The 16358-nt window shown below is 36.8% G+C and carries 11 protein-coding genes; 6 read left to right on the top strand and 5 right to left on the bottom strand.

The genetic code is table 11. The features are described 5' to 3' along the window. Window positions 1–77: 77 nt before the first annotated feature. Entirely contained in the window at window positions 78–884 is an 807-nt protein-coding gene (locus QNI15_RS30865) for an SDR family oxidoreductase (protein ID WP_313992996.1), read from the bottom strand. A gap of 89 nt (window positions 885–973) precedes the next feature. After that, window positions 974–1492, bottom strand: a complete 519-nt coding sequence (locus tag QNI15_RS30860) for a hypothetical protein (RefSeq protein WP_313992994.1) — start codon at window positions 1490–1492, stop codon at window positions 974–976. Between the two features lie 333 nt (window positions 1493–1825). On the opposite strand from QNI15_RS30860, the gene QNI15_RS30855 reads away from it, so the two are divergent. The 3 genes from QNI15_RS30855 to tamL are packed head-to-tail and all read left to right on the top strand — an operon-like array spanning window position 1826 to window position 9417. After that, window positions 1826–2008, top strand: a complete 183-nt coding sequence (locus tag QNI15_RS30855; protein ID WP_313980655.1) for a hypothetical protein — start codon at window positions 1826–1828, stop codon at window positions 2006–2008. Window positions 2009–2018: 10 nt separating this feature from the next. Further along, entirely contained in the window at window positions 2019–7034 is a 5016-nt protein-coding gene (locus QNI15_RS30850) for a translocation/assembly module TamB domain-containing protein (protein ID WP_314035533.1), read from the top strand. A 4-nt stretch (window positions 7035–7038) separates the two neighbouring features. Further along, window positions 7039–9417: a translocation and assembly module lipoprotein TamL gene (tamL, locus tag QNI15_RS30845; protein ID WP_314035531.1), complete on the top strand. Its 2379-nt coding sequence runs from the start codon at window positions 7039–7041 to the stop codon at window positions 9415–9417. Between the two features lie 443 nt (window positions 9418–9860). Here tamL and QNI15_RS30840 read toward each other — a convergent pair whose 3' ends face one another. After that, a complete protein-coding gene (locus tag QNI15_RS30840; RefSeq protein ID WP_314035529.1) occupies window positions 9861–10490 on the bottom strand; it encodes a porin family protein in 630 nt (209 codons plus the stop codon). Between the two features lie 622 nt (window positions 10491–11112). On the opposite strand from QNI15_RS30840, the gene QNI15_RS30835 reads away from it, so the two are divergent. After that, on the top strand, window positions 11113–11808 hold the full coding sequence (locus QNI15_RS30835) for an OmpA family protein (protein ID WP_313992986.1): 696 nt from the start codon (window positions 11113–11115) through the stop codon (window positions 11806–11808). A 630-nt stretch (window positions 11809–12438) separates the two neighbouring features. Continuing rightward, window positions 12439–12723 (top strand): hypothetical protein, encoded by a 285-nt coding sequence (locus QNI15_RS30830; protein ID WP_313992984.1) that lies wholly within the window; start codon window positions 12439–12441, stop codon window positions 12721–12723. Between the two features lie 164 nt (window positions 12724–12887). On the opposite strand, the gene QNI15_RS30825 is transcribed toward QNI15_RS30830, so the two are convergent. Then, entirely contained in the window at window positions 12888–13073 is a 186-nt protein-coding gene (locus QNI15_RS30825; RefSeq protein WP_313980642.1) for a CsbD family protein, read from the bottom strand. A gap of 342 nt (window positions 13074–13415) precedes the next feature. Between QNI15_RS30825 and QNI15_RS30820 the strand changes: the two genes are divergently transcribed. Continuing rightward, window positions 13416–14282 (top strand): SDR family oxidoreductase, encoded by an 867-nt coding sequence (locus QNI15_RS30820; protein WP_314035527.1) that lies wholly within the window; start codon window positions 13416–13418, stop codon window positions 14280–14282. A gap of 1003 nt (window positions 14283–15285) precedes the next feature. On the opposite strand, the gene sucD is transcribed toward QNI15_RS30820, so the two are convergent. After that, window positions 15286–16161, bottom strand: a complete 876-nt coding sequence (gene sucD / locus QNI15_RS30815) for a succinate--CoA ligase subunit alpha (RefSeq protein WP_313992978.1) — start codon at window positions 16159–16161, stop codon at window positions 15286–15288. Window positions 16162–16358 lie beyond the last annotated feature (197 nt).

Genomic DNA, 16358 nt, shown 5'->3' with positions numbered 1-16358 from the left:
TAGTAAAACAACATGCCACTAGAGAAAAAGGCTTTTTTTTCAATTTAAGTTACAGAGAATTGAAAATATATATAGTATTACCCATTATCAGCAAATTCGGGGTAAAGGGTCATTCCACCATCAACAAAAATGGTAGTACCATTTACATAATCGGCCTCATCAGAAGCTAGCCAGACAGCTACTTTTCCTACATCTTCAGGTAAACCGATTCGCCCATAAGGAATTAATTCCAGCAGTTTTTCTTTGGATTCACTGTCAGTCCATACTTCTTTATTTATCGAAGTTTGAATAGCGCCCGGTCCAATACTATTCACTCGAATTTTATGTGGGGCGAGTTCTTGAGATATAGACTTCATAAATAACATCATTCCACCTTTTGAAGCGGCATAATTACAATGTCCGCCCCAAGGAATAACCTCATGAACAGAACTCATAAATATCAATTTGCCAGCAGCCTTTGAAATAGATGCATCTATCCCTTGACGACGAAATTCCTGCGCTGCCCTGCGAGCACATAAGAAAGCGCCTGTAAGATTTACATTTATCACCTGATTCCACTGATCTAGTGTCATGTCTACTAATGGACTATCCTTTTGAATTCCGGAGTTACTAATCACAATATCAATCCGCCCAAAAGTTTTTAATGCCTGATCAAACATCTCATTGACATCATTTTCTTGGCTAACATCTGCCTTAATAGCTATAGAGTTTACCCCCATTGCCCGTATCTCCTCAGCCACTTTCTCTCCTTCTTCTGCATGTCCGTGATAATTTACAAGTACATTAGCACCTGCCTTTCCCAAAGCTAATGCTATAGCCTTACCAATACCAGAACTACTACCTGTTACAATAGCAGCCTGTCCTTTTAATGTTATGGATGTCATTGATTGTGAACACTTATAGTGAATTTGCCAAATAACACTCTCTAAACGAAAGTTATTATTTAGGCTAGTGAATAGATTATACAGGTATTTTATTGAAATTGAATTCTTCGCTGAAAAAAGAAGCGTCTGAGTTGAGTAAATTTACGAAAGAAAAGATTTAACTTACTTACTTTCATCTCCTTCATTTCTTCTATTGTATAACGTATAATTTCCTGTTGACTTAGCAGAACATCTCTAACAAGTTCAGGAAACTCTGTTTCTGAATTCAATACCTCTGTATATAACTGGAATGAAAGATTCTCTCCTGTCAAGTATTGATCCAAAACAGTATTTTTACTTTCTCCAAATAATATATCTGGTAAAGCTTCCCATGTACGCTGATAATGAGTCGGTAAATCCGTATCTTCCGTCTCAGCTATCATTAGTGGATTAATCATCAAAGAAATATCTTCAATAAACTTTTTTCCAATTCTTGCATTATCTTTAAAAAGGCGCTTCATCTTTATATCAACAGTACCTTCTGAGGCTTTCTTGTAGGCTTCGGTCCGATACATCTGAGCCAGCAATAAACGATTGAGAGATGTGTGGTATTTGCGTAAATTGTCCATGGGGAAGTTTTACCAATAAAGTATTGAGAAATAAGAAGATAAATGTAAAATGATTCTTTGCTCGCTGACAATGCAGGTAAAATGGTAGCTTAAAATAATGTTCCGGTATGAATAAAAAGCTTAATTCTTGGATTCAGGCTCCCTCCTGTTGTTATTTCACCTCAAGTTTGTTTCGATTCTTCCACATCCGGCTACTTTGTAGACAGCATACAGCACAATACGATAATCGGTCTGTCATATTATAAAGCAATCAGGCACAGTTCTTTTGATACAGACTTTTAGGCTGTTGTGTCATACCAGCTAGTTTCATTTATCATCACTTCAATTACCTTTATGAAAAAGACAGGAAAGGATATTCCCAAAACTTCTCAAAAGAAAGCCGTTGCACACTCAGAAGAAGTAAATATGAATGGAAAGAAAGGATATAACGAAACAAACGAAGATGCTCCTGTAAATCCAGATCAAACACAAAAGAAGAAAGCCAAAGAATTAAAAAACCAATTACCCTCGGAGTGAAACATAAATAATGACAAACTTATCTGCATCCAGAATCGCTAAGAAAATACTAAAAGCAGGAGTATGGACAATTTCAGGATTGTTGGTCATACTCCTGCTTTTAGTATTGGTTTTACAAATTCCATCTGTTCAAACTTATCTGACCTCACAGATTGCAGAATATCTGCAGAAAAAAATTAAGACACGTGTGGAAGTAGGTGGAGTTAACGTTGCATTTCCCAAAAAGATTGTTCTGGAAGATATTTATGTAGAAGACCAGAAAAAGGACACTTTGTTATTCAGTCACAGACTGGCAGTAAATATTGACATGCTTGGACTAACCCGTCATAGCATTGCTATAAATGGTGTAGAACTTGAAACATTTACAGGGCATATTAATCGTACTTTACCAGATAGTAGTTTTAATTATGATTTTATCATCAATGCTTTTTCTGACTCCGTTACTGTAGCGAAAGAAGACACAACAGGTAAACCGTGGCAATTTTCAATCGATGATGTAAATCTAAAGGATATATATGCAACCTATAAAGATGATATAAGTAAGCAAAATCTTGTACTCAACCTGGGAAACCTTGACTTATCGTTCAAGGAATTGGATCTGAACAAATCAATTTATGCTGTTGACAAACTAGCTATACAACACACCTCTGTACTATTTGAGTCTGGTAGTCTTGAAAAGACTAGTGAAACAAAGAACACTCAACCCGTTGATACTGCTAATTCATCCGCCTTACCAGCTCTTAGCTTTAAAACGCTTTCATTAGAAGATCTTCATATTAAATACTATGATCAGCCTAGTGGCCTAAACCTTAAAGCTGACATAGGTACCTCGAAAATTGAGGCAAATGCTATTGATCTTCCAACACAGAAATTAGATCTGAATACCTTTTCATTAAAAAACTCTGTTGTTCGTTATCAGCAGGAAGCCCGAAAACAGGAATTAGTAAAATCTGAAGCAAAAACTACTATTAATAATACATCCCCGAAAGATACAGCAAGTGGCTGGAAGGTTACACTGGCAGATTTGTCTCTTTTAGATAATCATATCATTTATGATGATTTTAATTCACCACAACAAACCAAAGGATTTGATTTTGCTCATATGTTACTGTCCTATATTCAGATAGAAGCAGAGGATGTAGCATATGACAACAATACAATAGCTGCTACTATCAACACACTTAAGTTTCAGGAAAAGAGTGGGTTTAAACTGCATAACCTAAAAACAAAAGTTCTTCTTACTGACACCCAGGCAGAAGCTGCAAATCTATTTGTTCAAACAGATAATAGTGTACTAAAAGGTGATATCCGATCAACCTTTCAGTCCCTTTCGACCTTAAGTCAAACATATCCTGATATGGGTCTCGATATTCAAATTCCTGAAAGCAAACTAAGTGTCAAGGATTTACTTTATTTCCAGCCAGACTTGCTTAAAAGTATCCCTGTGCGTATTACAGAAAACACAACTCTACATGTAAAGACAACACTAAAAGGACAGGTTAAAAATTTAGCGATTAAAGAATTTCAGGCAAGTACCTTTTCTACTACCCGACTGAATATCAGTGGTCATATACGAAATCTTCCAGATATTGACCGGGCTACCTTTCAATTAGCCATTCTTCCATTTGAAACATCAGCTCTGGATATTCGAACTTTGCTCCCTCCTGCTATGCTTCCTTCAAGCGTCCGAATACCCCAACATATTCAGTTAACATCAACGATCAGTGGAGCAACACATAATATTTCAACGAAAACGCAGATTCAAACTACTCTCGGAGACATCATTGCGAATGCTCATCTCGTTACAAACAAAAGCTTTTCAAATGGAACCTATCAGGCTCGAGTAAAAGCTCGCAAGATAGCTTTGGGCAAACTCATCAAACAAGATAAGGATATTGGCAATCTGACAGCATCAGCAACCATAGATGGATCGGGTTTTTCGTTAAAAGATATGAAAACCCAAATAATTACCCGGATTCAAACTGTAGAATATAAGAAATATACCTATCGCAATATAGCTATCGACGGTTTGGCGCATCCATCCCAATTTGCAGCAAATATTTCACTGGCAGATACCAACCTTAATTTCAGTCTCATAGGAAGTGCTGACTTTCGAAAGGAAATCCCAAATTATGTCGCTGTCATAGATATGAAAACAGCCAACTGGCAAAAGTTAAATCTTACTAACCGGGATTTAAGTACCAGAGCCAGAATTACAGCCGATCTCAACTTTAAGTCAGCAGATTATATTAATGGTAATGTAGATATACGTCAGGTTGCAGTAGCCAGCAAAGGTAAAATCTATACTATTGATTCGCTTTTATATGTTTCTGTCCAGTCAAAAGCTAAAACAGATATAAAATTCAACTCAGATGTTCTATCAGGATATTTCAGGGGCAATATTAACTGGAGTGGTTTGTATGGCGCACTTGAAAAACACCTTACCCGTTATTATGCCCTACCTAATGCACCTGCCTATAGTGAATCTGAACCTCAAAATTTTGAGTTTGCACTTAACCTTCGAAATACAGCAGCCCTTACAGAAATTTTACTTCCTGATGTAGATTCACTTCGGCCTGGTGAAATCCGCGGTGAATTTGATAGCCGTAAAGGGCAACTAGACCTCAAAGCACAGGTGTATAGCGTGAAGTATGGCGAGATCAAAATAGACACGGCACTTTTTCTGGTAGAGTCTACACCCAAACAACTAAAAGCCATTTTCACTGTTGAGCAAATTAAACAATCGAGCATTCTAATCAGAAATGTATCATTATTAACCAAGGCATCAGAAAATAACCTGCTGACTCAACTCATCATTCGGGATTCAGTTAATAAACAAAAATATCTTTTAGGTGGTAATTTTCATAGTTTACCTAATAATGCGTACTCGTTTCACTTCTTTCCCGATAGTGTAAAACTCAATTATCGTCCATGGCAAGTGGCGGAGTCAAATGATATCATAATCAGTAAATCAGGGGTTCTATTTAAAGACCTGATCTTTACAGAAAATGGTCAAAAGTTTTCTATTGCTAATGTGAACAACCAGGTATCAAGTTTACAAGCTGCCTTTACCAACTTTCGTCTGGAAACTCTTGGAGAAATTGTACGTTCGGATACAAGTTTTGTAAGTGGTGTACTAAATGGACAGGCAAGTATGGTAAATCAGGCGCAAACCAGTGAAATAACGGCCGATTTAGATATTGATAACTTTTCCTATACGGGACAGCGGGTTGGAGATATACACTTACTTGCTCAACAAAAAGAAAAAGGAAGATTTGATGTTGCTTTAAATCTAACTGGCAATGGTAATAAAATGGATGTAACAGGATTTTATTTATCCAATGCTACAGAAAATAACATTGATTTAACTGCCACTATTACAGAGTTAAACCTTAAATCATTTTATCCATTTGCTCAAAGTCAACTGAAAGAGCTTTCTGGAAATGCAACAGGTCAGTTTAAGATTCAAGGTAGTACAGCCAAGCCTGCTATACAGGGTGAGCTTGTTTTTCAGAATACTTCCTTTAACCTCAAAATGCTGGACAGTCCATTTAAACTTACTAATCAGGCAATTCAGCTTGATGCAGAAGGAATACACTTTCAAAAGTTTACCATTCAGGACCAGTCTAATCATAATATTTCTATCAATGGTGATATCCTAACTCAGGATTACTCCTATTACAAGCTACAGCTGCGTATTAATGCTGACAAATTTCAGGTTTTAAATACAAAGCCTGAAGATAATAACATGTACTATGGTAAACTTATAACCAGTACAACTGTAAATATCAGAGGAGATTCGTATAAGCCTGTTGTGAATGCTAATATTAAAGTAGAAAGTGGAAGCAATTTAACCTATATAGTTCCTCAGTCAGATGACGTAGTAGCTGGGCGTGAAGGGATTGTTCGCTTTGTAGATATAGGAACAGAACAAGATCCTTTTATACAAAGCATGAAATCAAAGGCTGTAAAAGATACAACTAAAAGTGAACTGAGAGGCTACGAACTTACAACCAATATAGAGATAGATACCTCCAGTACATTAAATGTTATTATAGATCCGGTAGCGGGTGATAAGCTTTCAGTAAAAGGAGAAACTACACTTAGCTATACAATGGACCCAAGTGGCAATATGGACCTGACAGGGCGTTATCAAGTGTTTAGTGGAACATACTCCTTATCCTTTTATGGTCTGGTAAAACGAGAGTTTGCCCTTAATAAGAACAGTAGCATTACCTGGACGGGAGATCCATTGAACGCTGCTCTGGATATTCAGGCAACTTATACAGTGGAGGCACCTGCAGCAGATCTAATTAAGAACCAGGTGTCAGATCAGCGGTTAAGTCAGGCCAAACAACGCATGCCGTTTTATGTTATTTTAAATCTGAAAGGCGTTTTACTAAAACCCGAAATCAGTTTTAAACTGGACATGCCTCAGGATAAACAAAATGCCATCGGCGGTATTGTATACTCAACTCTTCAGGAGATAAATACCCGTGAATCTGATTTAAATAAACAGGTGTTTGCGCTCTTTATTTTACAACGATTTATTTCTGACAATCCGTTTGAAAGTTCCTCAACGGGAATTGAAGAGAATGTGCGGAGTAGCGTCAGCAAAATCCTTACTGACCAACTTAATCAATTAGCAAATAGGATTCAGGGCGTAGAACTGGAACTTGATGTTAATTCATACCAGGATTATACGACCGGGTCTGGACAAGGACGTACCCAACTAGAATTGGGTGTATCTAAAAATCTGTTAAATGATCGCATAATAGTAAAAGTAACGGGCAATGTTAACCTGGAAGGCAGTCCAGCATCCAGTCAGCAAGATCTATCAAATTTTTTAGGAGACCTGCAACTTGAATATAAACTGACAGAAGATGGCAGATTGCGATTACTTGGCTTTCGTAAACGCGATTTTGACATCGTCAGTGGTCAGATATATAAAACTGGAGCCGGAGTTATTTTTGTAAGAGACTACAATTCATTCAAAGAATTGTTTTCAAAAGCTTTAGCAGAATAAACGAATGAAACCCAAACCTCATACAACTTATCATCAAAAGAATTCTGTTTACTTAGGTCTATGTAAATTTTTATGTAGTCGTTCCTGTTTGCTAGTATGGATAGTAACTATTACAGCCTGTACAGGTACACGCTTTATACCAGAAGGCAAATATTTATATACTGGCGCTGACCTAAAGTTTAAACACAATGGAGGCATACCTAACAGAAGTCAGTTGGAAACGGAGATGGAAGCAGTAATGAAACCTTCTCCTAATAAAAGCTTTCTGGGTATGAGACCTACCCTGTGGTTTTACTACATTGCAGGCACTCCCAAGAAAAAAAAAGGACTTCGTAATTTTATAAAGACAAAACTAGGACGCCCCCCTGTTTTCTTAAGCGATGTTTCACCAGAGCGAACTTCTCTTAATCTTAAAACTGTGCTTCAAAACAATGGATATTTTGAAGCCAATGTAGAATTTGCGGTTGCAAAAAAATCCAAAACAGCAGAGGTTGACTATACAGCTTATATAATAACTCCACCCTATCGAATTCGTGATATACATTATGAAAGATTGGACTCTGTATATGGTAATTTATCAACAGGCCTCCCCAAAGAAAGTCTTCTCAAAACCAATGACATTTATAAGTTAGCTACATTGGAAAAAGAAATTAAACGGGTGGCTGAAACAGTACGTGATAGTGGATTTTATTATTTCAGCAGTAATTATCTGATTTTCAATGCTGACAGTAGTGTAGGCAAACGACAGGTTGATTTATATCTTGGATTTGAAAACATACCAGATCAGGCCAAAAAAGTATATAGGCTTGATACCATTACAATCGTTAACCAATACCAACTCACACGAGATTCTACTACACGCGGGAAGTATGCAACGGATACCATTGAGGGATATAAATATCGCTATCGTCGCAATGATTTTCGTCCGGAAATTATTCTTAACTCTGTCAATTTGCACAAAGATAGTTTATATCGACGAATAGATCATGAACTTACCTTAAGCCGCCTCACAGATTTGGGTGTTTTTAAATTTGTTAATATCCGATTTACACCCAAAGGAGACAGCTTGCTTCGGGTGCGTATATTACTTACCCCATTGTTAAAAAAATCACTGCGCTTTGAAGTACAGATCAATTCCAAATCAAACAACTTTGTCGGGCCGGCAGTAACAGCTTCATTCATCAACCGCAATTTTTTAAAAGGGGCAGAACTTTTCCAGTTTCAGATTAATGGAGCTTATGAAGTACAGGCAAATACAAAACAAAGTCCTGTTAATGCATACGAGCTAGGTAGTGAGGCCAGCCTTACTATACCTCGTTTTATTTCGCCATTCCATATCCCCTACTCTTCGCATAGATATATGCCCCAAACGACTATGAAGATAGGGTTCAAACTGCAAAACCGGGTAGATTATTTTCTCCTTAACTCGTTAAATATTGCGTATGGTTATTCCTGGAGAGAGACAGCTAAAAAAAATCACACACTTTACCCAGCAGATATTACCTTTTTCCAATTAGGAAACATATCTGAGTTGTTTGAGAGCCGGCTGCAAAATGATCCATACTTACAACGTAGTTTACGTAATCAGTTTATATTAGGATCACGTTACACTTTTACTTATAACTCACAGACAGGAGAACAGGATGAACGCAAAAAAGATAACATCTATTTTGCCGGAAGTCTGGACTTCTCAGGTAACCTTGCTTACCTGACTCAACGATTGGCTAAATCGAAGGAAAATGCCTCCGACAAAGCTTACGAGATTGCTGGTCGCCCCTATTCTCAATACTCCAGAGCAGATGTTGATCTGCGATATTATCACGATATAGATTCTAAGAATCAGTATGCAGTCCGTTTTATTGCAGGAGCAGGTTTTGCTTATGGCAATGCTACCACAATGCCTTATGTAAAGCAATTTAGTTCGGGTGGTTCCAATAGTATCCGAGCATTCAGAGCACGGTCTGTTGGCCCTGGATCTTTTGATATTCGCACCTTACAAAATACAAATACTAACTACTTCATAGATCAGACAGGTGATATAAAACTAGAAACGAACGTTGAATATCGTTTTGGTATTATTGGTTATCTGAAAGGTGCGATCTTTGCTGATGCAGGAAATATATGGTTGGTCAGAAGTGATACGACACGTCCAGGTGGAGAATTTGCATGGAATCGATTTTATAAAGAAATCGCTGTAGGTACTGGTTTGGGATTACGGCTTGATGCCAGCTTTTTTGTCCTACGCCTGGACGCTGCATTCCCATTGCGAATACCTTATTTGCCGGAAAACAACCGTTGGGTGATCCAAAATGTGAATATCTTCAATTCCAGATGGCGTAGTAACAACCTAATTTTCAATATAGCGATTGGATATCCATTCTGAATCTGCCTTTTATTCAAAAGTGAAACGCCTGGCAAAATACCAGGCATTTCTATTTTCAGTATATAATAATCTGAGAAAAAGACAGTGTATACAATCACCTTCGTACAATACTTAGGACGGGATTGTTCAACTCGATGCGGATACGCACCGGTATAGACTCATTGAATTCTTTAATTAAAACCGCAATAGCTATACCGGTGCAGTATCCGCTTAGTCAAGAACAAGCTCGTGATGCGTGGGTAAACTTTAAACACGATTGACGATACATCAATCAGATTGCAAGGTTTTTGGATTGTACTATCCACTGTCTCTGACTCAAATATGTAATTATGTTTCTAATAATGCAAACACATTCAGCGAAAACTATGATATAAACAGCAAAACAGCCCTCGATTTTGGAAAACCGAGGGCTGTTTATTAAAAGTTCAGTATTTGTGCAAGGCTTAAAAATGGAAGCCTACATATAGTTGTATAGCACTGTTTTTATAGTTTTTAGTAAGCTCACCTGCCAGCCCTGATGCTCCTATTTCACGCAGGCCTAGATCATACCGCAATCCAATCTGGGCAGCTTCAAAATCCAGTCCGATTCCGCCTGATAACCCATAATCCAACGAATTGAAATTGTCCCGGTTCAAATCTGTAACCCCATTGATACTTCCGTCATTATCTACATCTTTGACTTTAGCATCTGTCAGATAAGCCACATATGGACCCGCATGAATATTAAATATTCCCAAATCTACACCTAACAAAACAGGCAACTGAGCATATCCTAATCCAAACTGGTACTTACCACTTCCCTGAATAAAATTACTATAGGTTGATTGAGCACCTTTACGAGTATATAACAACTCAGGCTGAATAAATAATACATCTTCAATAATGGGAGCCTTCACATATAAACCCGCTTGAAATCCTGGTTTTAGGTTGTTGTCACTAACATCATCTCCGGAATAAAAGTTAGATAAATTCACTCCGCCTTTGATACCAAATTTTGCTTGTGCATAGCTTGTTGATGTTGCAAAAAATAGAAGTAATAAAGCAATTACTCCTACATAGTGTACCTTTTTCATAGTTAATACAATTGAGATAAAAAATTAAGTAAATTGAATTTATTCTATACACTTAGTTTCAAATACTATTCCCAGCATATATACATCGTAAAAAATGCAAGGCACAGTATGATTGCAGAAAATCCTCCACTTTTTGCCCGCTGATCTCTACATAAACTATAAATTTCAACTAATTAAGCTTTAAAAATAAAAAGGCGAATGAAAGTCCGCTCTCATTCGCCTTAGTATATTGAGTAAAGTAGTTCACTTAATGATTAGTTTAGTAGTAACTATTTTCTATTCTACTTAGTCTTGTCGTGTTACATTACTCTTCACATCTTTGTAATTGTATATACAAATCAACAACCCTGATACACAATACATAAGCGCAATAGAATTCACAAAAATGGAGTCCATAACTCGTCTGTTTAGGTAATACATCTGGCAGTAAAATCTACCATCTTTCTTACTATCCATATCAAAAAGACATTCCATTATAGAAATGCTTCTTTTTTGTTTCGCTCGTCCCTAAATCTCCACAATTTAGACACGATAGGTCCACATTATTGTATAGACAGTTATCTCAATAAGGCAAAAAGGCATATTTTTTGTAAAACTATATTCAGTACTAAAATTTATAACTATGAAAAGACAAACCCTTAATGTAAAATCGATTGTAACCGTTGCACTAGGTGCATCTCTATTATTCAGTTGTAATACAATTCGTAACAATAAAAGAACTGCCATAGGAACAGGTGCGGGAGTAGCTGTAGGCGGTGCTGTAGGTGGTATACTAGGCAACAAAGCAGGAAACACTGCAGGTGGGGTAATAATTGGGGCTGCAATTGGTGGTGTTGCAGGCGGCGCTATAGGACGCTATATGGATAAACAAGCGGCAGAGTTAAACAAGGAAGTTGACAATGCCAAAATAGAACGGGTTGGAGAAGGTATAAAAATCACCTTCAATTCAGGTATTCTTTTCGCATTTAACTCAGATGAGCTAAGTGACGAATCTAAGAAGAATATTCAGAAAATGGCTGATGTATTGAAGAAATACAAAGACACTAATATTCTGATAGATGGATATACGGATAATGTTGGATCAGATGATTATAACCTGAAACTATCTGAAAAACGAGCTAAAGCAGTAAGTAAGTATCTGAAATCACTAAATGTTGATACTGATCGTTTGGGAACCAGAGGCTTTGGAGAAACTGAACCCGTTGCTTCCAATGATACTGATAACGGACGGCAACAAAACCGACGTGTAGAAGTAGCAGTGTTTGCCAATGATGACCTTAAAAAGGATGCAAAAGATGGTAGTTTAAGTCTGAAATAAAAAATCGTTATTATCACCAGCAGAAAGGGAACCGATATATTGGTTCCCTTTCTGTTTTTTACCCAACTAATCTCATATATAAATATAGAGATGTATACTCTTGTTATATAAGGGCTATGTTTACCTTTTTCCTTCTCCATTGAGATTAGATTAACCATTAAGTATGTCGATTTTGACAGAACTGTAAGGAATAGCTTAAAATACACGCAAGGATACCAATAGATAATAACCTACATAACAACACTTTATCTAAAAAACAGGTATTAACAATCACAATTCATTAACTTTTCATGCAGATAGGTATTCTTTAGTAAATAGTATGTTATTATTCCTCTGTTAGTTGGTTAAAATCTGTATTCTAAATATATTACATTGAATATCAAATAAGTATCCTCGAAATCATAGAAAAAGTAACTCTTTATCAAATAGAGAAATAGTTTCATTACATCAGCAATCGGATAAGAAATGGCAGGTATGACCGGATGTTTAGCTATTATAATTAAATTTGGTATCACAACTAAAAATGAGGTCCTATGCAATCAATGTACAAATCAAAAAACATAGAGATTAGTTTTGAGCCTGTTTCAAAAATTATGCACTGTAAATGGATCGGTTATCAGAACAAAGAGTATGAGTTCAGGCAACTTAATCCTTGATCTCACAAAAGAATATAAAATCTCAAAAATCCTGAATGACAATACAGAAGTAAAAGGCCCCTGGAATGAGTCAGCAGAATGGACAGCAACGGTGTGGTTTCCTGCCATGATTAGTGCAGGATTAAAGCATTTTGCCTGGATATTTTCACCAAATATTTTTGCTGAATTATCAGCGAAGAAAGCAATTCCCAGTTCGGATATTATCAGATCATTCGGAGCTTACGAGGATGCCAAAATCTGGCTTCAGAATCAAGCATAAAAGGTGCGATTGCTTGCTTCCGGCTTGACGTCCAAGATAGAAATCTTGTATACATGGTTCGAAAGCGAATAAACAGCACAAACGAAAGAATGTATAAGTTTTATAAACCAAAAGGGCATGCTCATTATATGAACATGCCCTTTTCAGCTACTAGATCTCCCCTATCAAAACTCTGCGATTTCTTTGCGGATCTCATCTTTGGTTTTACCAAGTTTCTGTTGCAGACGACCCAGCAACTCATCATCTTTTCCTTCAGCAAATATTAGATCATCATCTGTCAATTGACCATATTTCTGCTTTAATTTTCCTTTAACTTCGTTCCAGTTGCCTTTCATTGTTAGCTTATTCATAACGATATAATTTTAAGTTGATAAGTAAAATACAGTGTTAAAATCACTGCTTATAGGACAGATATATCTAGAATCATGCCTCTGATTAAAAGCCCTTTCTTACTTTTTAAACTGTTTTTTACTATGATTTACTCCCCAAAAGACCATCCTTCTGTTGCCTTTTTTGCACACTCAAAAACATCAATAACTAACGGGTAAAAGGCATAAGTTTTTAACAGCAGATAACAGCCCCACTTAACTATATAACAAAGCAGAAAATAGTAATCCATTCTTTGTCAGACACTATCGTCTCCTCCATCAGAATTAAACATTTTCTATATATAACTAACTTATTATTATATTATGCCTACTGATCAATATCCTAATCATTTTCCTAAACAGGAACAAAGTTTCCAGCCTGGATTGGAAACCCAGATGCAGCCCCAGCCTGAAGTTATTCGTGATGATTACAAAGGAAGTGGTAAACTGTCTAACAAAGTAGCTTTGATTACAGGTGGCGATAGTGGCATTGGTCGTGCAGTAGCTGTACACTATGCCCGTGAAGGCGCTCATGTAGCCATTGTTTATCTAACTGAAAACGAAGATGCACATATCACCCAGCAAATGATAGAAGAGGAAGGTCAGCAATGCCTGTTGATTCAAGGTGATATCAGAGATGAGATCTTTTGTCGTAATGCAGTTCAACAGACAGTGGAAAGATTCGGAAAATTACACATTCTGGTTAACAATGCAGCCGAACAACATCCACAGGAAGATATACAGGCAATTACTAAAGAGCAATTGAGTGCAACCTTTGAAACGAATATATTTTCTATGTTCTATTTCACCAAAGCAGCTCTGAACGTTATGTCTGAAAATGCCACCATTATCAATACGGCTTCAGTTACAGCATTTAAAGGCAATCCTACTTTGTTGGATTACTCTTCAACCAAAGGAGCGATTATATCATTTACAAGAGCTCTCTCCCAAAATCTGGCCTCTAAAGGAATTAGGGTTAATGCCGTAGCGCCAGGTCCGATATGGACACCTCTTATTCCAGCTACCTTTGATAAAGAGAAAGTAAGTAAATTTGGTCAGGATACGCCATTAGGTCGAGCAGGTCAGCCATCCGAAGTAGCACCAGCTTATGTGTTCCTTGCTTCCAAGGACAGCAGTTATATTAGTGGTCAGACAATCCATGTAAATGGCGGAACTGTTGTAAATAGCTAATAAAGCGCTATCCTTAGTTATAAAAAAAGCTGGTCTTACAGAAGATCAGCTTTTTTGTGCTAAAAAGTGGTTTGTTATAGTAAAGGGTTTAATCTTTAGATTAATGGCTCGCAAGTAAATCAAAACACGGAAAAAATACAATTTGTCTTGTGAGCTTTTTTATATTTTTTAAAACTGAAGCTAAAATATAACTCCTATACAAATTACTACCCAATTTGCTCATCTGCACGCTTTTCTTTCTCTTCTCGAACTATACAAAATAAGGCACTATTCGTAGCCAGTAGTAAAAACATATGTAAATATCCTTCCAGAGTAGTATGAAATACAAACATCCCTGTTATCCAGATCAAAAGTAGAATTGCTGATAATATAAGTAATCGCCTGCGTACCATTGTCTTATCTGTTATATGACTATTTTTTATACGAAAATCAAACAGAAAAGGTTAATGTATCTTCTAACCTCTTTCTGAGATTTCTTACATAATTGAAAAATACATACCTCAGAATAAAAAGCTTTTCAGCAAGTGATTTGGCAGGTAATTGTAGAATTGACTACTCAAATTACTATATGATAAACCACATATTTTGAAAAGGGAAGGCAAAAAAAATAGTTGGTAAATGTTACCAACTATTTTCAGCGAAACCACCGTCTATTTTTAATCTAACCCACTCTAATCTTTATTATTTTTGAGGTTCTTAAAAAGAACTCTTATCTGTCTTACTAATTGTTAGTTCACCACCTAATAAATGGTAAACAGCTGTTATATTGATTGAATCACTCCTCCTCCTTCCAGTCTCCTACTTTGTTCTGTATGCCTAGTAATTTAAAAACCTCATGCCACCAGTTTTAAGGCTAAAAATAGCCTTTACATTCACTATTTTGTGGAATTATGTAGAATTTAATACCCAATCGAATTATTTATTGGGTATATTCATAAAAAAACCTGCTTGCGGGCATACCACAAGCAGGTTTTAAGCGGCAATTTACTTTATGAATACAAGATTATGCACCTAATACTTTTGCCACTGTATCTCCAATCAAAGCAGGAGATTGAACAACATGCAAGCCACATTCACTCATAATACGCATTTTTGCTTCAGCAGTATCATCTGCTCCACCAATAATGGCACCCGCATGACCCATACGACGACCTTTAGGGGCAGTTTGTCCGGCAATAAATCCAATCACAGGTTTGCGATTTCCATTTTCGCGAATCCAGCGAGCAGCTTCAGGCTCATAGCTACCACCAATCTCACCAATCATAACAATAGCATCTGTATCAGGATCATTCATTAGTAATTCAACTGCTTGTTTGGTTGAAGTACCAATGATAGGATCACCGCCAATACCAATGGCAGTAGAAATACCATAACCAGCCTTCACGATCTGATCTGCAGCCTCATATGTTAATGTACCTGATTTTGAAACAATGCCAACCTTTCCTGATTTGAAAACGAATCCAGGCATAATTCCTACCTTAGCTTCTCCTGGAGTGATAACACCCGGACAGTTAGGTCCAATCAATGTTATTCCCTTCTTTTTCACGAATTCTTTTACAGGAATCATATCTTTAACAGGAATTCCTTCAGTAATAGTGATGATTACTTTTATTCCTGCTTCAGCAGCTTCCATAATAGCATCTGCTGCAAATGCAGGAGGCACAAAAATAATTGAAACATCAGCACCTGTAGAAGTTACTGCATCTCTTACTGTATTGAATACCGGACGTTCCAGATGAGTCGAACCACCTTTACCTGGCGTTACTCCTCCTACTACGTTAGTACCATATTCTATCATTTGCTGGGCATGAAAACTACCCTCAGAACCAGTAAAGCCTTGTACAATAATTTTGGAGTTTTTATTGACTAATACACTCATGACATTCGGCTGAGTTAAGGTTGAATAATGAAGACGGGGCAAAAATAGGAGGAAATCAGAGAAGTAAAAATATTTCCTCAGAGAAAAGCACTACAAAATCATAGCTATGATACATATAAAGACACTGTCCCTTTCAAGTAAAAGAAATATAGATAACTACCTCTTCAAAAATCAGTGAGATTTTCCCAAAGAACTTA

This window comes from Xanthocytophaga flava (assembly GCF_030068545.1).
Taxonomy (GTDB): Bacteria; Bacteroidota; Bacteroidia; order Cytophagales; family 172606-1; genus Xanthocytophaga; species Xanthocytophaga flava.
The sequence above is the reverse complement of the archived record's forward strand: the minus strand, read 5'-3'. Positions and strand labels throughout refer to the sequence as shown.

Coding starts and splice junctions, on each gene's coding strand:
- QNI15_RS30865 (WP_313992996.1), bottom strand. CDS start 884: ATGACATCCATAACATTAAAAGGACAGGCTGCTATTGTAACAGGTAGT.
- QNI15_RS30860 (WP_313992994.1), bottom strand. CDS start 1,492: ATGGACAATTTACGCAAATACCACACATCTCTCAATCGTTTATTGCTG.
- QNI15_RS30855 (WP_313980655.1), top strand. CDS start 1,826: ATGAAAAAGACAGGAAAGGATATTCCCAAAACTTCTCAAAAGAAAGCC.
- QNI15_RS30850 (WP_314035533.1), top strand. CDS start 2,019: ATGACAAACTTATCTGCATCCAGAATCGCTAAGAAAATACTAAAAGCA.
- tamL (WP_314035531.1), top strand. CDS start 7,039: ATGAAACCCAAACCTCATACAACTTATCATCAAAAGAATTCTGTTTAC.
- QNI15_RS30840 (WP_314035529.1), bottom strand. CDS start 10,490: ATGAAAAAGGTACACTATGTAGGAGTAATTGCTTTATTACTTCTATTT.
- QNI15_RS30835 (WP_313992986.1), top strand. CDS start 11,113: ATGAAAAGACAAACCCTTAATGTAAAATCGATTGTAACCGTTGCACTA.
- QNI15_RS30830 (WP_313992984.1), top strand. CDS start 12,439: ATGAGTTCAGGCAACTTAATCCTTGATCTCACAAAAGAATATAAAATC.
- QNI15_RS30825 (WP_313980642.1), bottom strand. CDS start 13,073: ATGAATAAGCTAACAATGAAAGGCAACTGGAACGAAGTTAAAGGAAAA.
- QNI15_RS30820 (WP_314035527.1), top strand. CDS start 13,416: ATGCCTACTGATCAATATCCTAATCATTTTCCTAAACAGGAACAAAGT.
- sucD (WP_313992978.1), bottom strand. CDS start 16,161: ATGAGTGTATTAGTCAATAAAAACTCCAAAATTATTGTACAAGGCTTT.